The organism is Mesotoga sp. BH458_6_3_2_1, from assembly GCF_003664995.1.
In the GTDB taxonomy this organism is placed as follows: Bacteria; Thermotogota; Thermotogae; order Petrotogales; family Kosmotogaceae; genus Mesotoga.
On sequence record NZ_JFHL01000029.1, the window covers coordinates 289,120 to 313,019 of the forward strand.

Sequence of the window (23,900 nt, forward strand, 5' to 3'; positions counted from 1 at the left end):
GAGGTTTCTTGATGAAAAAGGTCTTCATAGTTGGTGCAAAAAGGACAGCAATCGGTACTTTTGGAGGAACTCTGAAGGATGTACCGGCTGTGGAAATTGGAGTGACTGCTTCAAAAGCCGCAATAGAGCACTCTAAGGTCGATCCTAAGAACATTGAAGAGGCAATAATGGGCTGCATTCTAACTGCGAATCAGGGTATGGGACCGGGAAGACAGGTATCAATTGGGGCAGGTCTTCCAATTGAGAGCCCAGGGTACTCAGTCAATATGCTTTGTGGTTCTGGAATGAAGTCGACAATGATAGGGGCGCAAGATATTCTCTTAGGCGAAGCCGAGCTAGTACTTACAGGGGGTATGGAGAATATGTCTATAGCACCCTATATGTTAGACAAAGCCAGGTTTGGATACAGAATGGGCAGCGGGTCGATTGTAGATCACATGATACGGGATGGCCTTACAGACGTATTCAATGACTATCACATGGGAGTGACTGCTGAAAATCTGGCTGAGAAATATGGCATCAGCAGGCTTGAGCAGGACGAGTTTGCACTTGAAAGTCAGAAAAGAGCCAAGGAAGCCATCTCGGCAGGAAAGTTCAAAGATGAAATCGTTCCTTTGGTTATTAAAGGAAGAAAGGGAGACGTCGTTTTCGATACCGATGAGCACCCAAGAGATACGAGCATGGAAATTCTGGGCAAACTCAGACCGGCCTTCAAGAAGGATGGTTCGGTAACAGCCGGGAATTCTTCGGGAATAAACGATGGGGCAAGTGCGACAGTCCTTGCGAGTGAAGAAGCAGTAGAAAAGTACGGACTGAAACCGATCGCGGAGATAGTCTCTTTTGCGCAGGCCGGAGTGGACCCCGCAATTATGGGATACGGCCCGGTGCCAGCCGTTGAGAAGGCTCTGAAAAAAGCGTCCATGGATGTCAAAGCCATCGATCTTATCGAGCTAAATGAAGCCTTTGCTTCTCAGTCACTGTCAGTATTGAAGGGTCTTATGGAGATCTATGGGGTTTCCAAGGAATGGCTTCTCGATAGAACTAATGTCAATGGAGGCGCGATTGCTCTTGGCCATCCGATAGGTGCGTCTGGTAACAGAATCATAGTTACGCTCCTATATGAAATGGAGAAGAGAAATCTTGAGTTCGGCCTGGCTTCACTTTGTATAGGCGGCGGAATGGGAACCGCAGTAGTAGTGAAGAGAGTCTAATTCATTGAGTATCAAAAGCGTCGCTTTTTTGAAAGAGGTTCGGAAGTACACAGTTTCTAAACCATCTGTAACAACCTACGTAGGAGGTGGGAAAGTGAAAAGAGTATTGTTGGTTCTACTTGTGGTTGCAGTGGCGGTATCAATAACATTTGCGGCCACACCAATCAAGATCGGAGCAGTTCTTCCCCTGGGAGATATCACGGGAGATCAGGCTGCAAAGGCAATGAAGCTCGCGGTAAGCGAAATCAACGCAGAAGGTGGTCTGCTTGGAAGGCCTCTAGAACTGATCATAATCGATGATGAACTGACGCCCGAAAAGGGAGCGGCCGCGATTTCCAGGCTTGCAACAGTGGACAGAGTCGATTTCTTCGTTGGTGGAATGAGCACTGGAGTACACTTCGCGCAGATTCCTGTTATGAAGAGCTTCCAGAAAGTCACGATTTGGATAGGAGCTGCTGGCTCTCAGTGCGAAGTAGCCGTCGGTCCAGATGCTGACTGGTATTTCCATTTGCATCCATGGGATTATCAGCAGGGTGCAAGTTATGGTCAAGGTTGGACAGACCTCGCAGAAGCCTATTCGAACATTGAAATCAACAAGGTCTTCCTGGCCTATGAAGAAGGCGCGTTTGGAACCGGTTCCCATGAATCTTATATAGCTTTGCAAGCACTGGCGGCAGAAGGCCAAGGTGCCTGGTCCGAAGTTATGGGCGATTACATGGGAGTCTCCTTCAAGAGTGCCGCTCTTGGCGGAGGAGATTACAGAGCGATGCTTCAGCAGGCTAAGGCGTATGACCCCGATCTCTTTGTCTGGGCGGGTTACGATGCCGATGCTCTTCCAATGCTTCAGCAGGCCAAAGAAGTTGGCTTTGCACCTAGGTTTTTCGTCGGAGCGCCTCCAGGTTGGCCGGCACATTTCGGCGACTCCCCTCTGGCAGAAGGAGTGACACTCTACGGGATGTGGGCTCCAACAATAAACAAGGTAAGCCCAGTTGCCGAACATTTCTGGAATGCATATATTGAGATGTTTAACGAAGAACCGGCGACATATTTTGCACCGCTCGGCTACACAAATATCTACTTCCTGGCGGAAGGAATCAAAGCCGCAGGCACAATCGATAAGGAACCACTCATCGAAGCCCTGGAACAGGTGGAGTACCCCTCACCAATTGGAGAAGTTCTTAAGATAGCTCCAAGCAACGTAATTAAGCATCAGGGTTTCACCGCCCAGAAGATACTACAGTGGCAGGGTGGCGAACAGCATGTAATTTGGCCTCTCGAACTCAAGACGGCCGAGCCGAAATATCCATTCCCTTCCTGGGATGGGAGATAACAAATAGTGCAGGTCGGGCAGTGATGCCCGACCTTACTGTCTTAAAAAGTTGTTACCAGGGTGGTGAAGGACTTGGAAAAGATCTCTTTCTTAAAAAAGCATAGAGGCGTTTTTATCCTTGTTGCAATACTTGTTATCGTAGCAATTTGGAAGCCATTAGCTGCGATTTATGGTATTCAAAGGGGCAGTCTATATGCGTTGATAGGGCTGCCATTAGCTCTGACTCTTGGAGTTGTCGGGATAATGAATCTCGCGCATGGTGATCTCCTTTCATTGGGGACCTACTTTGTGTATCTTTTTGCAGTCAACGCAGGCATGGATCCTCTAGTTTCTATTATTCCGGCCTTTATTTTGCTTTTTGTTCTGGGAGTAATAATCTATAAGTTGACCATTACGAAGGTTCTTAAGGCTGGTCATCTAAACCAGTTGCTACTGACATTCGGTATTTCAATGATCGTGCTGGAGCTGATGAAGGTTATCTGGACGACTCGACCAAGAAGCGTGTATGTGGAGTACGCATCAGAATCTGCGTCAATCGCGGGTGTAAGATTCGGAACATATGAACTACTGTACGTTGCGTTTGCATTCGGAGTTCTGATTGCACTTCAGCTCTTCTTGAAAAAGACTAGATTGGGTCAAGCGACATTTGCCGTTGGTCAGAATCCTCAGGGTGCGAAGATTGTTGGGATTAATACGGGTTTCGTCTACCTCTTTGTATTTGGGATATCCGTTGCGATTCTAGGTATTGCTGCGGGAGTCATGGTCCCAAGATTTGCCATCTTTCCTTCGGTAGGTGCTGCATATACAATGAAATCCTTTTGTCTCGTTGCAATGGCAGGTCTTGGCAATCTGACGGGTATCTTAATAAGCGGACTCGTACTTGGAGTTGGAGAGGCAATCGTTCAATCGATACCGGGTTATTCGGGTTGGTCGGACATAGTCTTCTTCGGAGTTCTGATAGCTGTCATCATGATAAGATCGTTGAGGAGGCAGTCACTATGAAGATTACAAAACCTATTCTCGTTCTGATTCTTCTCGCGGCAGCTATTGCGCTTCCATTAATGACTGAATCATACTTCATAACTGTCGCCATAACTATACTGACTTTCATGAGTCTGGCCTTGAGTTGGGATATGATGTTGAGAACTGGCCAGCTTTCATTTGGTACTGCAGGTTTCTTTGGACTTGGAGGATACGCAGGAATTATTGCTGTTGCAGATTCTGGAGTTGATCCAATCACAGGGATAATAATTGCCGGGTTGGTTGCAGGGATAGTCTCGCTAGTCCTGGGTATGGCAATTCTAAGACTTAGAGGACTGTACTTCGCAATTACAACGATGGCCTTGGCAAGCGTGTTTATGGTGATTATTAGGAATATTCACAAAATCTCGGGAGGACCTAGCGGAAAGGTCGTGCAGAATACTCTGTTCAACTACGATTCCAACAAGGTCTACTGGTTCATGCTAGGAATTGCCGTTGTAACGATTATTGTCTCGGAAGTCTTCCAGAGAACAAGGATACACTTTGCTATCGATTCCATAAGGGCAGATGAGACTGTAGCGAAATCTCACGGAGTTAACATATACAAGTATTTGATTCTTGTATTTGTAATCACTTCCATTATCCAAGGCGTCATTGGCGCGACATATGCTTTGCAGTATGGCTTTGTCTTCCCAGAAAGTAGCTTCTCAGCTCATTACTTGCTTCTTCCGATAGCTATGGCTCTTGTTGGGGGCATATACTCTACCGTCGGTTCGGTAATTGGGGCAATCATCCTCGGTCTTTCATCGGAGTATCTGAAGCTGATAATGCCCTATGGACATTTGATTATTTACGGCGTAATTATTGTTGTAGTAGTTCTCTTTTTGCCCAACGGTGTATATGGCGCAGTGAAAGACATAATGGGATTCAGAAAACGCCGTCTGGAGGAAAGATAAAATGAGTATTCTCAAATTGGAAGGAGTAACAAAACGCTTCGGTGGACTTGTCGCAGTTGACAACGTCACGATGGAGGTCCAGAAGGGCGAAATACTCGGCCTGATAGGACCAAACGGAGCAGGAAAGACAACTCTAACGAACCTTATATCCGGTGTTCACACTGTTAGCGAGGGGAAGATAGTATTTGATGGAACAGATATTACACTTCTTCCTGCTCACAAAAGATGTAATCTTGGCATCGCAAGAACCTTTCAGATTGCAAGGCCACTGAAGAACCTCACGGTAATTGAAAATATAATGATAGGAGGTCTCTTTGGAAAGGGCGAAAAGCTAAGTGAGAGTCGAAAAAGCGCTTTGAAGCTTTGCGAAACAATCGGTTTGTCTAAGCCTGACGAAACCCTTGACAAGATAACTGTGCTTGAAATAAAGAAAATTGAAATCGCTAGGGCGATGGCTACGAACCCGAAGATTCTGTTCCTTGACGAAGTGATGTCTGGATTGAACATGGATGAAACTAGAGAGATGATAGAAACGGTCAGGAAGATTAGGAATACTGGAGTGACAATCTGCATTATTGAGCACGTAATGAGCGTAATAAGGGAGATTACAGAGCGAGTTGTTGTTCTGGATAGAGGAGAAATCCTTGCAGAGGGTCCGTACAGTGAAGTGTCGCAGCAACATAACGTTATCACAGCTTATCTGGGGGAGGATGCCTGATGCTTGAAGTCAAAAATCTATATGTTTCGTACGGAAGAATTCAAGTTATTTCGGACTTTTCCTTCTCAGTTGGAAAGGAAGCAGTCGGTCTTTTTGGTCCTAACGGAGCGGGAAAGACAACTTTGATAAATTCCATTATTGGTCTTGTGAAACCGAAGGAAGGAGAAATCCTCTTTGAGGGCGAATCCCTTCTTCCCTTTGAAACTCATACGATTGTTAGGAAGGGAATTTCTGTTGTTCCGCAAGACGGTGAGTTATTCCCAATCATGACGGTTCTTGAAAACTTGAAAATCGGAGCTGCCTATATCAAGGAGGCAAGAGACAGAGTCGATGAGAGGTTAGACTTTGTCTTCAAAATATTCCCGATCCTCAAAGAACGCGCTTATCAGTTGGCTGGAACGATGAGCGGAGGGCAACAGCGAATGTTGGCCGTCGGCCGATCGCTAATGGCAGTTCCAAGGCTGCTGATTCTTGACGAACCATCAGTGGGACTTCAGCCTTCTTTGGTTTCCGAGCTTTTCGAGAAGCTGTCCGTAATAAAGTCTGAAGGAGTATCTATGATCCTTTCGGAACAGAATGTTAGACAGGGTTTGAAGGTCATAGATAGGGGTTACGTTATCGAGAACGGGACCCTAGCAATTGAAAGCAACGCCGACGATCTGATGCACAATGAGCATGTCAAGCGCTCTTATCTCGGCTTGTGACACAAGGCGAGAAGCCTGGGATTGAACGGCGATGCAAGAAAGGCGGTTTGTGGCAATCATTATTGTTCTCTCTTTTTTGATTGGTGTTTTTCTGGCAGAACAAGTCTTTGCGGACGGTATTGAAGATAATGCTTCATTCGCCTTCATGGATGTTAATATCAAGGGTGACGAAAAAGAAACTTCAGTGCCAGATAGGGGGGAGTTAGGAATGAAGAGGATGGTTGTCGAAAATTATGCAAGGATAGTGGACAAGAAGATCTTCTATCTTGAGACTGTAGGTTCTGAAGGAATTCCTGTCGTCTTTGTTCACGGGAATTTTGCTTCGAGTACTTGGTTCGAGCCTTCTCTAGAGATTCTACCTGAGAGATTTAAGGGCTATGCAATTGATCTACCGAGTTTTGGCAGATCCGACAGACTCGAGGAAATAAGCATTGATAACTATGCGAACTATGTGATTGATTTCATACTTGAAATGGAAGCAGACGGAGTTGTTCTAGTTGGACACTCTTTGGGAGGTGCAGTTGCTCAAAGCGTTGTCATAAAGAGACCTGATCTGATTGATAGGGTCATCTTGGTAGACCCGGCCCCGCCAGATGGGTTAATCACTCCGGAAGAAGTTTATCCATATCTGGAGATGTACAAAGGAAACAGAGAGCTTCTCAAAAAGGCGCTCATGGGTGTAATGCCTACTCGTAAGGAAGATGATTTTCTTGAACGCCTTGTTGACGATGCTCTTCTGATGGACGAAAAGTGTTTTGTTGAAAATGCCAGAGCGTTAGATAGATACGATTTCGGTGACGAGCTGAAAAAGACAGAAGTGCCTCACTTGGTGATAGTCGGAAAACTCGACCAGATAATCACCGAGGAGATGGCAAGGAGATTCGAAAAGCTCGTTAAGAACATCGAAGTTAAGGTGCTCCAGGAATATGGTCACAGTGTAATAGTAGAGAATACTGAGCTTTTTATGGAGATGTTCATCGATTTCACCGACTAATGACTTCTAGAATGTGCGGGGCCATTGGGCCCCGTTATTTCGCCGGGAAAGATCTCTTCTTCTACCTCAACCTAGTTCTCATCCAATAACTTGTCGAGTGATTCATTAACCAATCTTCTTATATTTTCGGACTTGACTGTATACTTCACATGTTCACCATCATAAACACTTTCCAGCAATCTTCCCTTCTTCAGCTTTTCAAAATGATTGCTGAGGTCCCCTGCAGAAATTTTCAGCTTCTTAGCAAGAGAAACCGGGCGGTTGGGTTCCCTGCTGAGTTCTTTAAGGATCGCAAGCCTTTCTCTATCTGCCAGAGCATCAAAAACATCGATACACTCCAGTCGCTCATCCTTCTTTCTGAATGGAACCTCCACCCTGTCGTAACCTAGAATGAAAAGATACCGGTCCTTATTGACCATTAGGCTTGCCTGGTCGAGACCAAGAAAAGGAGAGACACTCAGTTCTAGAGTAGTGACCGTTTCAAGAACGTCAAAAAGACTGACGATATTTAGTCTCTCAAGATATGTTGTCCCATCCTCTTGAATATTTTTTTCGAGCAATCTAAGATATTTCTGGTTAGATTTCCTTACATCATTCTTGATCTTGTTGAAAACATTTTCCAGAAACCATTCAAATAGATATAAAAGATCCTCCTTTGTCTGAGATGGGTTTTCAAGGAGTTCAAGAAGATTTGCTTTCTGAACCGATGAGAAGATTGTGCTCTCGGTTATGAAAAGTAGCATCTCCTTCTCGTCCAGGGTGAGTTTCTCTATCAACTCTTCAAACTGAAAATCCTCTTTTTCGTTTATGTCCGAACCAAATCCAGTCCTGAGGAAACGTCCGAGTATGCTCTTCTCAGAAGTCTGTTTCAGAGCTTCAATGAACTCTTCCGGGCTTTCAAGATTTCGTTCCTGGATCAGAGCAAATGTGCCTGCTCCGAAATACGTTTCACAATCAAAAAAACGTTCGAGAAGTTCATCAATGTCCGAGGGAAGAGACCTCTTAGTCTCATTTACCCAATCAATAATCTCAAGATCAGGTTTGAACTGCTCAATAAAATCCTGGTCTTTGTACGCGCCAAGTATCATTTCGTTGCAGTTGACCCTCATAATGCTCAAAAGAAAATCGTAGGACGGCCAATCTATGTACTTTATCTTTCCTAGCAGCATGAATAAGACCTCCTCTATCGGGTTCTCACTTAACATTATACTAAACAAGTCACTACCTAGTATTTGATGGAAGAGATAGTTTGTTCAGCGGCATGGCATTCTCGGATCTTCTCTACTAATCTGATTAACTTTGGCTGATTATTCAGGTAAATTGTTGAGGCGGTAAGTGACCTAGAAAAGACTCAGAAATGGAGGAAATGCTAAATCGATAGTTTTCCAGTTGTTTGTCTTCAATAAGAATGGCTTCTTGAGACTGTATCTTCATCCTTTCCCTCTGTTAGAATTGTCATACAATAAGGTTGAATTGTTTTCAGACAGCGAAAGAAGAATTATCAGAGGTTACCAACTGCAAAACTCTTTCATTTTTTTGCGGCAATAAATAAATTAGGAATAGACAAGTTGAGAGTGATATTCCTTAACAACCGTCTCTAAATGCTTCTGTTGAGATTTATTCTAATCTGGAATTGGTAGTAAGCTAGAGTAGAAAGGGGGATTTCTGCTTGGTCGGCAAAAAGCTGGATTCAGAAAATATTGGAAGATCTAATAGAAAGCTGATACTTCAGTTATTGAGGAAGAGCCCGGTGACGACGAGAAGAGATCTTGCGATCGCATCTGGTCTAAATCCCAGTACTGTGACAAAGATAATAAAGGACTACCTTTCTATGGGACTTTGCGAAGAGATCAAGGCCGAAGATACTGGCCGTATAGGGAGGAAGGCGATTGTTCTTAGACTAAACAGGAAAGCCTTCATGTCAGTGGTAATAGATATTGGAGTCGAAGAAACAATAGTAGGCAAGGGCTTCTTCGACGGTTCAGTATCTGTTGTCAACAAATTCAGTACCCCTCATGACTTCGATGAATTCATGAAAGTGCTTTCTGCAGAGACATACATGATCTCTAGAAATATTCCCAAGTACAGATTTCTCGGTTATTCAGTTTCGGTTCCTGGAATAGTTGACGTTGAGAATTCGAGGATTGTTTACGTACCTCATCTCGGTTGGAAGGATCTTGTTCTGCGAGAAAGGCTTTCCAGACGTTATCCGGTTTTTCTTGACAATGAAGCGAACCTATCGCTGATAGCGGAGAAATGGAACAACCCTTCTCTGGTTTCTGTCGGGGATGTTGCGTTCGTATATGTATCTGAGGGAATTGGCTGCGGAATAATGTTCGACGGACAGATTTACAGGGGACGTGACTATTCTGCCGGCGAACTGGGACACATGACTGTCCAGATTGATGGAAAGAAATGTTATTGTGGGAATTTCGGCTGCTGGGAAACAGTAGCATCCACTGAAGCGATCGTGGCCAGGGCAAATGAAATGGGATTTTCGCTTGTAGGAAATAGCAACAACGAGAAGTATTTGAGTATCCTGAGTTCATCTGAACCCGTTTTTGAGCCTCTTTTGAACCAGATTGAGAAGAGTCTAGCTGTTGGTATAGTCAACATTGTGAATTCGCTTGATACTGAGGTTGTTATTCTGGGCGGAGTCGCTTCGATGATTCCAGAAAGCTCATTGCACAACCTGACTGGTTTGGTGAATTCGAGGGTTCTGTATGCAACTGGTCAGAACATCAAGATAATCAGAAGTGTTCTACATGAAAAAGGAATGGCTAGTTCGAAAATGATAGGAGCCGCTCTGCACATTATTGATAAGAAGACAGCTGATTTTGTCTAGAGGGAGTAGAATTATGACCACATACTTTGGAATAGACGTCGGTACGAATTCTGTGAAGGGAATCGCAGTTGATGAAAAGGGACATGTTATCGACTCTTCGATTCGTCAAATAACAATGGAGACTCCCAGACCTGGATGGGCTCAACAGAATCCCGAGGTATGGTGGAATGCAGTTTCGGTTGTTTTGAAAGCTCTCGCCAGTAGGAATGGAACCTGTCCCTCTGCAATATCTGTCAGTGGACAGATGCATTCTCTCGTTGCGCTCGACGAAAAAGGCGATGTCGTTTATCCCGCGATCTTGTGGTGTGATCAGAGGACGGAACGTCAGTGTTTGAGGATAACCGAGCAGTTTGGTGGAGAAAAGAGAATCATCGAGAAATTTGGAAACCCTGTACTGACTGGATTCACGCTTCCAAAAATGCTGTGGCTTGCCGATAACGAACCTTCGATCTTCAGAAGAATTCGAACCTGGATGCTGCCGAAGGATTACATAGTTATGAAGCTGACAGGAGTGATTGCTACCGATTTTTCGGATGCTTCGGGAACCTCTATGCTAGATGTCAACGGTAAATTTGACAGGCGAATTGAGGAGATTGCAGGTATTAGTTTCTCCGCGAATCCTGCTTTGATTGCATCGGGTGAAATTGCTGGAAGAATCACTCATCCTTCACTCTCTGAGTTGAGAGATGTTCCGGTCGTGATCGGCGGCGCGGACAATGCTGCTTCTGCTTATGGTTGCGGGGTTGAACAACCGGGAGATGCAATGGTAAGCATCGGAACTTCGGGAACGGTTGTTGCTCTTACCAAACAAGGAGTTCCAGATGCGCAAGGTGGAGTACATCTTTTCAGACATGTGACAGGGAATGACTTCTATCATATGGCAGTGATTCTTTCAGCCACAAACTCACTTAATTGGTTCAAAGAGAGATTTGGAGAAAGCCTCTCCTTTGAAGCACTTGAAAACTTGGTCGAAAAAACGCCGGCAGGCTCCAACGGAGTGGTCTTCCTTCCATATCTTAACGGCGAAAGAACGCCGCACCGCGATCCGAACGCTAGAGGAACCCTCTTTGGTTATTCCACTTTTCACAGCAGAGGAGACGTCTTTCGTAGCATTTACGAAGGTGTGGGCTTTGCTCTTAGAGAGGGAGCAGAACTAATTGAGAGTCTTGGGTCGGATCTTAGCAACGTGAGGATTGTGGGGGGAGGTTCAAGGAGCGATACGTGGTGCCAGATCATTGCAGACAATCTTGGCAAGTCGATCTGGTTACCAGAAGTTGATGAGGGTCCGGCATATGGATCGGCACGTCTCGCTGCAGGAGCTGTTGGGATCGATTCCTCTTCATGGATTAGGATGAAAAAGGAGTATAGGCCGAGTGAGAGTGCTAAGAAAATCTATGACAGTGTTTTCAGCATTTATAAGAAGCTTTATCGGAGCATAAAAGATAACTATAGAGAGATAAGTGAGTTGCAGGAAAGAATAGTTGATTGAAAGGAGGAAGTGGAATGGGCATTTTCGACAAGATAGAGAAGATCCAGTACAAGGGGCCTGACAATCGCGACCCCATGGCTTTTAGTTTTTACAACCCTGACGAAGTTATAATGGGGAAAACTATGAGGGAGTACTTGAGGTTCGCTATTGCCTTCTGGCATACATTCCAGGGAGATGGACTGGACATGTTTGGCAAGCCTACTATGAAAAGAAACTGGGATTCGGTTCAGGATCCGATGACTCTCGCAAAGCTTAAGATCGATGCGGTATTTGAACTCTGTGAGAAGTTGAGTGTTGACTACTTCTGTTTTCACGATCGCGACATTGCACCTGAAGGAGAAACTCTGAGAGAAACCAACAGTAAGCTCGATCAGGTTGTTACTCACATTGTCGATCACCTGAAAACAAGTGAAGTCGGCATACTGTGGGGAACTGCAAACCTCTTCGCCAATCCGAGATTCATGCACGGGGCAGCTACTTCCTGCGATGCAGATGTCTACGCCTACGCTGCTGCCCAGGTGAAAAAAGCAATTGAAGTTACTAAGGAGTTGGGCGGAAAGAACTACGTATTCTGGGGTGGAAGGGAAGGCTACGAAACCTTACTGAATACGGATATGGGCTTCGAAATGGACAATTTAGCGAGGTTCTTCCACATGGCGGTCGACCATGCCAGGGAGATCGGTTTTACTGGTCAGTTTCTCATTGAACCCAAGCCTATGGAACCTACGAAGCATCAGTACGATTTTGATGTTGCTAATGCATTGTCTTTCTTAAGAAAATATGGTCTAGAAGGGCATTTCAAGTTCAATGTCGAGGCAAATCATGCAACTCTTGCAGGGCATACCTTTCAGCATGAACTAAGATTTGCGCGGATCAATGGTTTGCTTGGAAGCGTAGATGCCAATCAGGGAGATTCGCTGCTGGGATGGGATACGGATCAATTCCCAACAGACGTCTACTCAACAACCCTCGGAATGTACGAGATAATCAAGAACGGAGGGCTGTACCCCGGTGGTCTGAACTTCGACGCTAAGGTAAGAAGAGGTTCATATGAAGAGCGAGATCTTTTTGTGGCTCACATTGCCGGTATGGATACATTTGCTCTGGGCTTGAAAGCTGCTGCCAAACTGATAGATGAAGGGACTCTCGAAAGGCATCTTAAGGAAAGGTACGGGAGCTTTGAGACTGGAATTGGGAAAGATATCTTAGAAGGTAGAGCCAGTTTTCGATCGCTTGAAGAGTATATTATCGACAAGAAGAACCCTCTTCCAGAACCATCAAATCAGGAATACCTCGAGAGGCTTCTGAACTGGGCAATAATCGCTGCCGGTAAATAAGGGCCCAGAGACTTATGTGATTTAGAAAGAGCAGCCAAACGGACTGCTCTTTTTTTCTTGAGAGAGACACTACGGGTACCTTATAATGACCTCTAATTGGTCCAAAATGGCGGTGATGTCAAGTTCTTTGCAGGGACGAGAGCTATAGAGTCCCGTAAATCAAATTGGGAAGTTTTCTGCTCAAAAGATAGTTGTTCACTGCGTATCAAAAGACGTATGTGTGATAGAATTCAGGACAAAACGCCTTTCAGAGCGGACACTCTCCGCCGCGTGAGCAAAGATTCAGTGGAAGTCCTTCTTCGTTGATCGTCTAGGAAAATGAGCCCATTCATCGAAAGAGCAGTTGCAAGCTCTAGAGCAAAATGAGTAGAATTCCGTTATGCTGAAATGAGGTCCGTTCTTGAAGTGTTCAACACACCCCGTTAACGATGGAACCGTTGATATCCCTCTTTAGAGCTCATCATTACCCACATTGTCTTTCTGGAGCTCAATCATCTTATCCTCAGTTCCAGAATTGGCTAGAATACTCGCGTCTCTTCAGTCTCCCCTCTCTCTTTTTCTCTAGCGCTCTTAAAAGAACCTGGATTCGTAGCGTCAGAATTAGAGCCGCTTTCCTCTCTTGCGAGGATTCAGTTTACGGCTCCTAAATGTTATCTCATCAAGTCGGTATCGCGCACGCCCGATACATATAGAGATGACAGGAATGAACATAGAGGTTAGAAAGGCATCATTACCCACATTGACTTTTCTGGAGCTCAATCATCTTGTTCCTCAATTCCAGAATCGGCTAGAATAATCGCGTCTCTTCGGTCTCCCGTCTCTTTTTCTCTAGCTTTCTTAAAAGAACCCGGACGCGTAGCGTCAGAACTAGAGCTGCTTTTCTCTATTCACTTTGGCCTCTTAAGTCTTGTTGCCTCCTGCGAAGCAGCATCACTTCCCCAGATGCTACTCTGGGCATCACTTCTGGTCTTTCCAGATCCTACACCCCACAACCCCAGACCCGGCTCTTCATGGCTCTTGATCTAAATCCCCGCTTGAGCGGGGGGGACCGCTTGCGGTGGGGAGTGTGCACGTCTCTTTGAACAACGTTTAGAATAGGTTGGCCTGTTCGAAATTGAACTGCAAATTTATTCTTCACGTTATTTGGTCTGTGATCCATATGTATGCTCCTAGCAGAGACCAAGAACTAACATCGAGCGACCACGCACATCGGACTATTTCAGAGCATTGGCTTTTCTCGTCTACAAAGACCTACACCCTCCGCCACTTCGTGGCCCTCCTCCCTCAAGGGAGGATTTAAGATCAGGAGCCAAATACAAATTTGCGCAAGAAGCAGCTAATTGATGGTATATGACTCCCTGACTCATGTGTAATGAAGAGCTCTCAAGAGTGGATTTAGGAGCGAAGATAAGAGTCAACGAGAAAGATCATTTTTCGAGAGTTCGCTGCGCTCACGAGAAGGTGAGAAATAGAAAAGCCAGTCAGCCTCCGCCTGGCCAGTCTTTGCTTTGCAAAGGCTAGTTCCGAGTTCGTCGGGCGAAAGACTCGCCCACCGACTAGAGGATTGTCAGATAACGAGAACAAGAGAAAACTGTCATCTGTAGAGCCTGCTCTGAAAGTTTGCCCCAAAATTCTCCTGTTTTGGGTTCCTGTTCAGGGCCTCTGTACAGGATCTAGCTTCTAAGAAGCGTTGCACGCTGATGAAAACTGCGTAGCCAGTCAACGGTTCAGCGTTCTCCGAGACCTTCGTCAAGATCAAACCCGAGATCTTGAAACAAGTTTGGGATGACAGCGAATGTTTATTCCGAAAAGGATAGATTCCATCATTCCGACAAAGCTGGTCGGAATCTCGATACTATTGCTTCACGGCTCTCCTCGACGAACGGAGAACCGTCCAACGGCCAACCAGTTCCTTTGCTCTTTCCAACCTCTTACCACTGACCTCTACCCTCGGTTTTTCGAAGCCCAGATCCTGAACAGGAGCATTTCAGTGACAGAATAAGTTCGTTCTTATCAGATAACTTTAATTTGCTTGCACTTTTTCTTTGGTTTTTGCCTCCTGGTGCTTAAGCGCCAGCATCACTTCCCCGGATGCTCTTCCGGGCATCACTTCCTCGCGCCAGCGAGCCTCACTTCCTGCCGGAGGCAGCATCACTTCTGATCTTGATGCCACCAACCCCCGACCTCCGACCCCGGCCTTTTTGGAACTCACATCTTGGAACTTGCAACTGTTCTTTTCGGCGAACGGAGAGCCGTCCAACGGCCAACCAGTTTCTTTTGCTCTTTCCGATCCCCTACCCCGCACCCGCTAATACGAAATGATCCAGAATCCTGAGTCAATCTCGGGATGCCAACTTACGTTTATTTAAAAGCCTAATATGATGTTATGTGAACTTTTCCACATCCCGTTCCTTCATCTTCGATGCCTCTTGTTCGGCTCCTTGCCCATATCGCTGGAAAGAAAAATCGCAGACGTTTAATCGGTTTTCTAGGTATCTTTCCTGACCGTAATCCCTATTGGCTTCTGCCAAGACGGTTGCTACCTGTTTCTCTTTGTCGGAGTTATTCTGCAGAGAATTAACATTTGAGGAATTGATTTGTCTTTTCAGAAGTGAGAAGATCTAACCAGTGTGCTTGAGGAGGTAGTTTTGTTGATTAGCGGGTTACCGTTTGATGATCTATACAAAAAAGCAAGCGAGATTCAAGAGATTTTGGATTCGGTTGAAGAGACAATTAGGAATGTCCAGCTTGAGACAGGTCTTAGATGTCCCCCTTCTTGCAGGGAGTGTTGCAAGACTTCCGGTGATGTCATTCAAGTTACTGTCACGGAATTTCTTCCTCTTTCTTTGAGACTCTGGAATGAAGGAAAGGCCAATCAGTTACTTGAGCGACTTGATTCAGTTTACGACAGTGATCAGTGTATTCTCTTTGAAAGTTCCTCAGCCATAAGTGAAGAGGGTGGATGCACAGAATACTCAAGTAGACCACTCCTCTGCAGATTATTTGGTTTTTCCGGAATTATCAACAGATTGGGACAGGTAACCCCTGTAGTTTGCAAGCACATGAAAAAGCACTGTCCGCTATCTGTAAAGAATCTATTTGGAAAACTTTCTTGTGGGTTGGAGATCCCCGTCTTTGCTGACTATTCGAGCCAGATTAGAGGAATTGATCCATATATGGGTGCAAACACATTCTCAGTCAACTTAGCACTAAGAAGGGCCCTTGAATATGTGGGGCTGAGGTTTGACTTCACTGGAAGAGGTTACGACAGAACTGCTTGATTTTCTTGTTAGTCACTCGACAGAAGTATCAATTATGAAATTACGGTAGTAGAATTCTCTTAAAGAAGTCATGAGATCTGAGACTGTGATAACTTGGAGGTGTACGTATGAAGAGAATTTTTTTTATGCTGCTTATAGTGCTTTGCGCTGCAACCCTTATGGCGCAGCTTGGACTCAGAACCCTTACCCCTGAACCGACCGAAACAGCGGATGCAACGGAAACCGAAGTTGATTCTCCTGATTCAGAAGGACTTACTACTCTAACTCTACGAACAGTTGATTCTCTATTGGCAAGTTTCAGAGATGGATGGAAAGCTCCCGATGACAGCACCTGGAAGGTCGAACTAATAGGTCCTACTGAGATAATGATACCTGGAGATTTCTCGATTTTTCAAGAGAAATCCGGCTTGAACTACGACGTTCAGGTCTATGACAAAGACGAATTGCTGTTTGGTAGACTTTTCTTTTACCAGCTTGAGTCCTACGAACGAGATGAGCTACTCCAGGCAGTAGTGACCTCCCTGTATGGTGAAAACGCTTCGACGGAGAAGAGTTACGAAGAGACTGCAGAGCTAGACAATGGGCTTGCAGTGTATCTAGCATCTCTTAAAGTGAAATCGGAAGTAGATTACCCGTTCATTATTGTGTATTATCCGTCTGAAGAGGTTGGTATTACTGAGCCTGGCCCTGTCACAATGTTTGTTTTCGAACCTACAAACTACTCAGGTGCCGATCTCGAAAAAGCCAAAGAGATCATCGCGGGAATTGTGGGAAGCTTCATCACTGATGAAGAAGAGCCTGAAAAAGTGGATGTCGTGCTCCCCCCAGAAGAAGAGGAACATACCGATCCTTTCATAAGAATGGTGGATTCGTTGCTTAGTGAAGACGACATAGAGTTCTCCATTGATGATTGGATAGAGGTAAATGGAGAGTATTTCGGGTTCATGATGCCCCCGGAGTTTTCCGTTGAGTTCTACTTGTCAGATACTTTTGAAGTTGCTGATCTGGGACTGCGTGGAACGATTGTGGGAAAGGTCTTTGTTGGTGAATCTCCTGAGACATTGTATACGAACGAGGTGCTGGATGAGTTTGTATATCAGTATCTTGGTGGTTTTGGAGACTATGAGATAGTTGATGAATATGCCGGCAATATAGATGGGGAATCTACTATAAGCATCTTTGCTCTAGACTTTTCAGGGCAGCTTTGCTGGCTTGCTCTCTTCTCTGAATCCACTGATGTTGATATTTTTGGTCCCGGAGAATACTTTGTACTCGTAGCTCTCGCCGATTCAGAGGACGCTTTTACCTGGGCAGAGTGGTACACTGGCATCCTTGCAACATTGGACTTCTAGTTTTCCGTTCAGCAGAATAGATGTATCTATGGGAGACGCTGACGCAACAGAAGCGTCTCCCTGTTTCTGAAAGGAAATTCCACTTCATTTAGCTGAATTGTCCTCGGTCGCTTCTTCATCTGTGTCAAATAGCCACTGTAGGAATTGAACAAAACCGCTTCCAGCTGACTTTATTGTGGTCTTAAGTGCTTCAGCGGCGGTTCTGGCGTCTTCTTTGTACACAGCAATAGCTGAAGAGTTTTTTGCATTACTTTTGAAGGACTCCAGTTGTTCCTCGAGTTCCGTGACCGTAGCCCTTTCCTCGGCAAGCTCTCTTTCTAGCCTCTGATTCTCTTCCAGAAGGCTCGCAATTTTATCTCGAAGCTCTGTGAGTTCTTCAGTAACGTAAGTATCAGCATCCTTGAGGACAACTGCTCTATGGGCAGCCTCAACAACTGTGAAGCCTTTGGAAGTGTAGTCCGGCATTTTCTTCACAATCTGAACTACATCTTCGTTGACCTCATCGATAAGTCCTTCTTCAATCAAGACTTTCACATAATTTCTTACTGTTTCATACTTGATTCCACTTGTCTCGGATAGTTCTTTGAAATTCACTGCAATCCCCCCAGAAACCCTTTTTCATCAACATACTCAGTATATCAGAAGAATGAACGGCGGAACTTATTCAGATAGACTTATGAGCATCTCAGATACTTGGTAGCCATCCATTTGATATTATTGATTTAGCCAAGAGCAAAGCGAGGAGATAGAATGAGGAAAATGATAGTGATATTTATTTTGTTAGTGGTCTCACTAAGCACACTGGTAGGAGTCTTCATGGAAGAGGAACTGACCGCTCAGCAGTTTGGCTTCTCCGGAAAGGTCAATACTGCCAAAATCGAGATTGTAAAATTGGGAGCCGAACTCATGGTTTCTGATCCTGAGATACTAACTTTCAATCAGGCCGGTTTTATGATCTCCAGGGAAACAGAAGGGGGAAAAACAGAATACAAATACGATGATCTGGGAAGGTTAGTCAAGAAGGAATTCATTGGTGAAGAAGGGTCTGTTTTCCAGAGAGTAGATATCTACTATGATGGAGATTTCTACGATGCGGTTGCCTTTGACGAATCGGGAATTGAACTTGAAAGAACACGCTACTGGTATGATACAGAAGAAAGAACGCTTGTCTTTTCAGTTTTGACGGAGACCGGAGTTTCGACCAACACTCTTATCTTTGATGAGAATGGGAAAAAGCTTGAGAGCTTTTCAGTAGTCAGGGAAAATATCCTCGAACTCGAAACAGACGTTTACATTGTTGTGGAAAGTAAGTTTTCCTATGATTCATATGGGTCGCTTATTGGCGAGAGGATGATCGTCAGAATCAGAAAAGAAGGCAAAGAGCAAGCAACGGAGTATCGTAAGAGGGTGGATATTCTCTCCAGGGATGACAATGGCAATCCAGTTCGGGAGTTTCATAGAACTGAATTTCTCGACGGTTCAAGTCCTCCCGAAGAATTCATCTACTCAAGAGAGTTCACCTACTATTGATTTATCACTCAGTGTAACAATTGTTACCGATAACGCGGCGACCTTGACTGTAATATATTCTTGTTGATGAAGGAGGGATTTGCTTGTTCTGTTTTCAGTGTTCCGAAACGATGAAGGGAACCGGTTGCACTGTAAAAGGTGTTTGTGGAAAAGAGCCAGAGGTAGCAAATCTTCAGGATTTGCTAATTTGGATTCTGAAGGGAACTTCATATTGGGGAGTTAGAGCTAGAGAAATAGGAATAACTGATTTGGAGACAGGCCTTTATATTGCCGAGGGTTTGTTTACAACGATCACTAATGTCGATTTTGATTCCGAGAGCCTTGGCAAAAAAATAGACAGGGCCTTGGAAGTAAGAGAGAGGATCGAACGGCTCTTCAAAGATGGCTTCAGAAGGAAATACGGAAGGGATTTCAATGATCTGGTTCCCGAAGCCTGCACCTGGAAGCTTTCCGGTGGGCTTGACGTTTACGAAATGAAGGGCGCGGAAGTTGGCGTACTGGATACTTCAGACGAAGATATCCGTTCCTTGAGGGAGCTTCTCACCTACGGACTAAAAGGAATTGCTGCGTATACCGATCACGCATATATTCTTAAACATTCGGACAGCTCAATACTTGACTTCCTTCAGGAAGCGCTTGCAGCCTGCCTGGATGATTCGCGTACGATTGATGATTATGTTTCTCTGGTTCTCAAAGCAGGTGAATATGCAGTGAAGGCAATGGCTTTGTTGGATGAAGCAAATACCGGCAGTTACGGTAATCCAGAGATCACTTCTGTTTTTACGGGCACGGTTGAGGGACCGGGAATTCTCGTCAGCGGACATGATCTTCTTGATCTGGAAGAGCTTCTAAAACAGACCGAAGGAAAGGGAATAAACATCTACACTCACGGTGAAATGCTTCCCGCCAACGCTTATCCTGGATTGAAAAAGTTCTCTCACCTGAAGGGCAATTTTGGTACCTCCTGGTATAACCAGCAAAAGGAATTCGAAGAGTTCCAGGGCCCAATTCTCATGACCACGAACTGCATTCAGAAACCCAGGGAATCTTACAAGGACAAGATATTTACTACAGGTCTTGTCGGTTGGCCCGGAGTGGCTCATATCCCAAACAGAGTTGATGGAAAAGAGAAGGATTTCTCCCCGATTATCGAAAAGGCTCTTGAGGTAGGGGATATAGGTGCAAGACCCGGCAAGAGCATTATTGTCGGTCTCGCTCACGACCAGCTTTCGAAAGTCTCTGACAAGATAATCGATGCGGTTAAATCCGGAGCAATAAAGAAGTTTGTGGTGATGGGCGGTTGCGACGGACACGCCAAGGAGAGACAGTATTACACAGACCTGGCAGAGAAGCTTCCGAAAGATATGGTAATACTTACCGCAGGTTGTGCAAAGTACAGGTATAACATGCTAGACCTTGGCGATATCGGAGGCATCCCCAGAGTCGTAGACGCAGGCCAGTGCAACGATTCATATTCGTTGGTAGTGACTGCTCTGAAACTCAAGGAGGCTTTCGGCCTTGAGAATATCAATGATCTGCCGATCGAGTATGACATTGCCTGGTATGAGCAGAAGGCCGTCGCGGTACTTCTCGCGCTCCTATACATGGGTGTAAAAGGCATTCGTTTGGGGCCGGTGCTGCCAGCTTTCGTATCACCTAATGTCTTGAAGGTACTTGTTGATAATTTTGACATAAAGCCGATCAAGACCGTTGATGAGGATATTTCCGCAATTATTGGGTAGGCAAAGCGTTTTTGAAGAAATGAACTACCTTCTCTGCAACTTCCAAAATTGAAGGTCTTACTTCTCCTCCGTCGGGCACTAATCCGTGCCCGGCGTTTTCTACAATGATCAACTCAGCACTACACTCTTTGTCTATGAGCTTCTCGAACAATCGTACTGATTGATAGGGAGGTACAACGGCATCTTTGTCTCCCTGAACAATAAGAAAGGAAGGGGAATCACTTCTGACATATGAGATAGGACTAGCCTTCTTGAGCACATCTTCTTCGCTGCCGAAAATCAACTCGGCTAGCTCCTTCTCAATCCCCGTGAATAGCGCTTCCAGATCGGTAGGGCCATACAAATCCACAACACAGATCAATTCTTCACTCTGATCAGAGAATTCGTCACTTGAAAACAACCCTTTGTCGGCAGTTAGGGCGGCTAGAGCTACAAGGTGTGCCCCTGCACTAGTTCCAAAAGCTCCAATTACGGCTGGATCTATCATGAATTCAGAAGAGTGCTTTCTGGCAAAACGCACAGCCGTTTTGACATCAATTATCTGGGAAGGAAACTTCCACTTCGGTGCAAGCCTGTAATCTATAGAGAAGACAATGAAGCCCGCTTTGATGAGTTCGCTTACAATAACTACTCCTGGACCGCTTCTCTTATCGCCTGTAATCCAAGCACCACCGTGAACGTACAGTACGCCGGGTCTCGGCGTATCTGTATCGCTGGGAATATAAATATCCATTGTGAGAGTTTCTCCGCCAGCCCGAGAGTAAATGACATCTTCTTCGAATCTATAATCAATTAACGGGTTCCCCGAAGAATCGACTTCAAGATTCTTTAAATCGAAGCCTTCGCTGCTTCTAGAAGCCAGAAACAGCTGTTCCACTAAATCGGCAAATGCCCTGATCTCCGAAAATGGTGAGACAGCCAGACCAGCAGAGTAAATGAGACAGAAGACCACAATTATAAGCGTCTTTCCAGTAGGACTCATTTTTCTTAGAACGTCTCCCTGCAACGATTTCTCAAATTTCAAGGAAGTATATTTATTATTCCGAGAACGATAGCCGCCAGAGATGAAATCACTGCGACCGTCAACCAGATGTTGTTCGTCCTTCTCAGTGAAGCAATCTCTTGTGCCGTATCTTCTCTGGATTTATTCACAAGTTCTTCAGCGATAGCGATTATTTCTTCTCTGGAAACGACCCTTGCCTCCAAGTCCTGGGATAGTGAACTGAGGTCTTTTCTGGCTTTCATAAGTTCTTCCTCAGTTGCGGACAGATCATCCTGAAGTCTCTTGATTGTCTTCAAATTGCTGTCAATTGCAGCAACTGATCCGTCGAAGTTTCCCTTCATACTATCGAGGTCTACTGAAACGGTTTCAAGAGAATCTTGAAGGAGCCCGAACGATAGACCAAGCTCTGTCAAGGAGCTCTTGAATTCAGCAAGATCGCCATAAATAGTAGTTATCTCTTCTGTGAACTCGCTACGCGTTTCTTCAAAGGCTTCTATAGATACTCCTTCAGGAGGAATCGATTCTCTCAAAGTTATCAGATCTGAGTTGAATCTTACAAAACCTCTTGAAAGGCTGTCGGCAATTTCCCGCAATTCGAGTATCTCTGTCTCGACTTCTTCCATGTTAATTGCTCCCGTTCCAAAAACGCCGACTTCTAGGTTATCAACCTTTTCCACAAGGTCTAAAATGGTATTTTCGACTGAGGAAAATGTATCACGTAGATTATCCATTCTGTCGGACAGATTTCTTGTCGTTGATTCGGAGGCAGCCAATCTTGCTCTGATTTCTTCGATATCGTACAGCGAACTCTCGGCTGCCAACAGCCTCGCTTCAACATCTGACAGTATTTCAGTCACTGAACTCACCTTCTCCATCTGAGAAAGTGCTGTCTCCGATACGTAAACAGAAAGCTCCTTCAGCTCTGAAGAGACTTCTTCCAGTTGCTCAGTGTTAATTGCGAGGTTCTCAATATCGCTCTCGACAGACTCTTCGACAATCACCAAGCGATTTGTCAAAGAGTCGATTTTATCGCCCAAGTTTTCTCTAAGTGATACTACCTCATCATATTGGGTAACAATTGATTCTCCGAGTTCTTCAAGTCTTTTTTCAGCCGCAGACAGTCCTGCATTAATTTCCTCGATCTTCGCAATAATTGATAAAACCTGGTCGGAATCAGCTTGTTTTCCTGCAGTCTCCTTGAGCTCTACTACCTGGTTCTGAAGACCGAGTACTAATTCTTGAAGCCGGCTCTGAGAAGCAGCCAGTGTTTCAATTCTCGAGATCTCATCGCTCCAGTCTGCAAGAGATGAGTAAAGACGGTCAAGAGAATCGCCAAGCTCTTCAAACTCTATCCTTCGGACGGGATTATCTACTACGGACTCTTCTAGTGCAGCAATTCGATTCTCTATACTCAACGCGAACTCTTGCACATCAAAAGTGCCTTGATCTACCATTGCCTTATATTCTGCTAGTGCTACTTGTGTATCAAGGAAAAGAGTATTCAATCTCCTGAATTGCAGATTCAGTCCTTCGACATTGTCCTGCAAGAAGTCTAGTCTATCATTCAAGTCTGCTATACCGACAACCAGAGAATCATAATTATCCATTGCCTCCGAATCTGATGCCGAAACTGTTTCGTTGAGAGTCACCGGCGCCATTTCAACTAGTCTTCCGGGTTCAGCAGTTTTCACTCTCCATGGAAGCAGAATCTGCTGTACTCTTATGTCCAGGAAATACTCATCTATTGGGGTTTGCGAGGTTAGGACAAGAACACCGCCGGAAGGAAGTGAGAAAGGTAGTTCTAAGGATGTGGACAAATCTTCAACTTTGTAGATTTTAGGAGAGATCCTCTCGTTGCTTTTGGCATCGACAATCAATACGCTATTCACTTCAATATCCATGACTCTTGTAGACCGGACTATGAGTATGCCCAGCAGATTCTGGTCCTGCGCCATTTTAATTTCAGAGTCAGTAGCGGCATACGTTGGCACAAAACGTGCATCAAAGCCTGCTCCCGAGAAAGATACGAAGGCCTCGCTCCTTGATAAAAGGGTGTTTAGCAGCTCATCGTACTCTTGGGCTAACGCCAAGAATGATACAAGTAAGATGATAATCAGAAGAACTCTCTTCATAACCATACCTCCTGAGAGACGGGCGTTCGGCCAGAAGTTTTTCTCATTATGACCGCTGTCCCAAATCACGATTTTTCTTCACATTTCTGACCTTCCTCTACTGATAAGTATAACAATGGGAGCGACATAATTCAGCATAGAATCTGCGTGAATTCCTACAACTCTGCGAAATCCCAGATCTTTCATGGTTTTTTCGCCCAGTTCCAATGTTGGGCACTTAGATAAATCTGAACATATGAAGATCTCGGCCGGCAGCAATTCATAGATCGTCTGCAGATTCAATGGACCGTTCTGG

The 23,900-nt window shown here is 45.0% G+C and carries 19 protein-coding genes; 14 read left to right on the plus strand and 5 right to left on the minus strand.

Going from position 1 to position 23,900, the window contains the following annotated elements; genetic code table 11:
• Positions 1–11: 11 nt before the first annotated feature.
• From Y697_RS14000 to Y697_RS14030, 7 genes are all read left to right on the plus strand, one after another.
• A complete protein-coding gene (locus Y697_RS14000) occupies positions 12–1,211 on the plus strand; it encodes an acetyl-CoA C-acetyltransferase (protein WP_121552414.1) in 1,200 nt (399 codons plus the stop codon).
• A 94-nt stretch (positions 1,212–1,305) separates the two neighbouring features.
• On the plus strand, positions 1,306–2,541 hold the full coding sequence (locus Y697_RS14005; protein WP_121552415.1) for an ABC transporter substrate-binding protein: 1,236 nt from the start codon (positions 1,306–1,308) through the stop codon (positions 2,539–2,541).
• A gap of 63 nt (positions 2,542–2,604) precedes the next feature.
• Positions 2,605–3,543 (plus strand): branched-chain amino acid ABC transporter permease, encoded by a 939-nt coding sequence (locus Y697_RS14010; RefSeq protein ID WP_259462592.1) that lies wholly within the window; start codon positions 2,605–2,607, stop codon positions 3,541–3,543.
• Entirely contained in the window at positions 3,540–4,478 is a 939-nt protein-coding gene (locus tag Y697_RS14015) for a branched-chain amino acid ABC transporter permease (RefSeq protein ID WP_121552417.1), read from the plus strand. Before Y697_RS14010 ends, Y697_RS14015 begins: the two co-directional genes overlap by 4 nt.
• A 1-nt stretch (position 4,479) precedes the next feature.
• On the plus strand, positions 4,480–5,196 hold the full coding sequence (locus tag Y697_RS14020) for an ABC transporter ATP-binding protein (RefSeq protein WP_121552418.1): 717 nt from the start codon (positions 4,480–4,482) through the stop codon (positions 5,194–5,196).
• Positions 5,196–5,900 carry an ABC transporter ATP-binding protein gene (locus Y697_RS14025; RefSeq protein ID WP_121552419.1) on the plus strand — a complete coding sequence of 235 codons (705 nt, stop codon included), beginning with the start codon at positions 5,196–5,198 and terminating at the stop codon, positions 5,898–5,900. Before Y697_RS14020 ends, Y697_RS14025 begins: the two co-directional genes overlap by 1 nt.
• A gap of 76 nt (positions 5,901–5,976) precedes the next feature.
• Complete coding sequence (locus Y697_RS14030; RefSeq protein WP_259462593.1) at positions 5,977–6,894, plus strand: alpha/beta fold hydrolase; 918 nt, start codon at positions 5,977–5,979, stop codon at positions 6,892–6,894.
• Between the two features lie 71 nt (positions 6,895–6,965).
• On the opposite strand, the gene Y697_RS14035 is transcribed toward Y697_RS14030, so the two are convergent.
• Complete coding sequence (locus Y697_RS14035) at positions 6,966–8,063, minus strand: helix-turn-helix transcriptional regulator (RefSeq protein WP_121552420.1); 1,098 nt, start codon at positions 8,061–8,063, stop codon at positions 6,966–6,968.
• Positions 8,064–8,563: 500 nt separating this feature from the next.
• Here Y697_RS14035 and Y697_RS14040 point away from each other — a divergent pair, with 500 nt between their 5' ends.
• The 3 genes from Y697_RS14040 to xylA are packed head-to-tail and all read left to right on the plus strand — an operon-like array spanning position 8,564 to position 12,565.
• On the plus strand, positions 8,564–9,739 hold the full coding sequence (locus tag Y697_RS14040) for an ROK family transcriptional regulator (protein ID WP_121552421.1): 1,176 nt from the start codon (positions 8,564–8,566) through the stop codon (positions 9,737–9,739).
• 13 nt (positions 9,740–9,752) lie between these two features.
• Positions 9,753–11,228, plus strand: a complete 1,476-nt coding sequence (gene xylB / locus Y697_RS14045) for a xylulokinase (RefSeq protein WP_121552422.1) — start codon at positions 9,753–9,755, stop codon at positions 11,226–11,228.
• Positions 11,229–11,242: 14 nt separating this feature from the next.
• On the plus strand, positions 11,243–12,565 hold the full coding sequence (gene xylA / locus Y697_RS14050; protein ID WP_121552423.1) for a xylose isomerase: 1,323 nt from the start codon (positions 11,243–11,245) through the stop codon (positions 12,563–12,565).
• Positions 12,566–14,588: 2,023 nt separating this feature from the next.
• On the opposite strand, the gene Y697_RS14055 is transcribed toward xylA, so the two are convergent.
• Positions 14,589–14,738, minus strand: a complete 150-nt coding sequence (locus Y697_RS14055; RefSeq protein ID WP_121552509.1) for a hydrolase-like protein — start codon at positions 14,736–14,738, stop codon at positions 14,589–14,591.
• Between the two features lie 478 nt (positions 14,739–15,216).
• Here Y697_RS14055 and Y697_RS14060 point away from each other — a divergent pair, with 478 nt between their 5' ends.
• Positions 15,217–15,846, plus strand: coding sequence for a YkgJ family cysteine cluster protein (locus Y697_RS14060; RefSeq protein WP_259462594.1), 630 nt, complete (start codon positions 15,217–15,219; stop codon positions 15,844–15,846).
• 107 nt (positions 15,847–15,953) lie between these two features.
• On the plus strand, positions 15,954–17,198 hold the full coding sequence (locus Y697_RS14065) for a hypothetical protein (RefSeq protein ID WP_121552424.1): 1,245 nt from the start codon (positions 15,954–15,956) through the stop codon (positions 17,196–17,198).
• An 84-nt stretch (positions 17,199–17,282) separates the two neighbouring features.
• Here the strand turns inward: Y697_RS14065 and Y697_RS14070 are convergent, their stop codons facing one another.
• Entirely contained in the window at positions 17,283–17,792 is a 510-nt protein-coding gene (locus Y697_RS14070; protein WP_259462595.1) for a winged helix-turn-helix domain-containing protein, read from the minus strand.
• A gap of 156 nt (positions 17,793–17,948) precedes the next feature.
• Here Y697_RS14070 and Y697_RS14075 point away from each other — a divergent pair, with 156 nt between their 5' ends.
• A complete protein-coding gene (locus Y697_RS14075) occupies positions 17,949–18,728 on the plus strand; it encodes a hypothetical protein (protein ID WP_121552426.1) in 780 nt (259 codons plus the stop codon).
• Between the two features lie 83 nt (positions 18,729–18,811).
• Complete coding sequence (gene hcp, locus Y697_RS14080; RefSeq protein WP_121552427.1) at positions 18,812–20,470, plus strand: hydroxylamine reductase; 1,659 nt, start codon at positions 18,812–18,814, stop codon at positions 20,468–20,470.
• Here hcp and Y697_RS14085 read toward each other — a convergent pair.
• Both Y697_RS14085 and Y697_RS14090 read right to left on the minus strand, forming a co-directional pair.
• A complete protein-coding gene (locus Y697_RS14085; protein WP_259462596.1) occupies positions 20,460–21,494 on the minus strand; it encodes an alpha/beta hydrolase in 1,035 nt (344 codons plus the stop codon). The genes hcp and Y697_RS14085 overlap by 11 nt on opposite strands.
• On the minus strand, positions 21,491–23,605 hold the full coding sequence (locus Y697_RS14090) for a hypothetical protein (protein ID WP_121552428.1): 2,115 nt from the start codon (positions 23,603–23,605) through the stop codon (positions 21,491–21,493). Before Y697_RS14090 ends, Y697_RS14085 begins: the two co-directional genes overlap by 4 nt.
• Positions 23,606–23,900: the final 295 nt, after the last annotated feature.

What these genes read in the sequence shown, in the direction of transcription:
- Y697_RS14075 (WP_121552426.1), top strand. Translation starts at nt 17,949, where the DNA reads ATGAGGAAAATGATAGTGATATTTATTTTGTTAGTGGTCTCACTAAGC.
- Y697_RS14020 (WP_121552418.1), top strand. Translation starts at nt 4,480, where the DNA reads ATGAGTATTCTCAAATTGGAAGGAGTAACAAAACGCTTCGGTGGACTT.
- Y697_RS14090 (WP_121552428.1), bottom strand. Translation starts at nt 23,605, where the DNA reads ATGAAGAGAGTTCTTCTGATTATCATCTTACTTGTATCATTCTTGGCG.
- Y697_RS14035 (WP_121552420.1), bottom strand. Translation starts at nt 8,063, where the DNA reads ATGCTGCTAGGAAAGATAAAGTACATAGATTGGCCGTCCTACGATTTT.
- xylA (WP_121552423.1), top strand. Translation starts at nt 11,243, where the DNA reads ATGGGCATTTTCGACAAGATAGAGAAGATCCAGTACAAGGGGCCTGAC.
- Y697_RS14065 (WP_121552424.1), top strand. Translation starts at nt 15,954, where the DNA reads ATGAAGAGAATTTTTTTTATGCTGCTTATAGTGCTTTGCGCTGCAACC.
- Y697_RS14025 (WP_121552419.1), top strand. Translation starts at nt 5,196, where the DNA reads ATGCTTGAAGTCAAAAATCTATATGTTTCGTACGGAAGAATTCAAGTT.
- xylB (WP_121552422.1), top strand. Translation starts at nt 9,753, where the DNA reads ATGACCACATACTTTGGAATAGACGTCGGTACGAATTCTGTGAAGGGA.
- Y697_RS14015 (WP_121552417.1), top strand. Translation starts at nt 3,540, where the DNA reads ATGAAGATTACAAAACCTATTCTCGTTCTGATTCTTCTCGCGGCAGCT.
- Y697_RS14000 (WP_121552414.1), top strand. Translation starts at nt 12, where the DNA reads ATGAAAAAGGTCTTCATAGTTGGTGCAAAAAGGACAGCAATCGGTACT.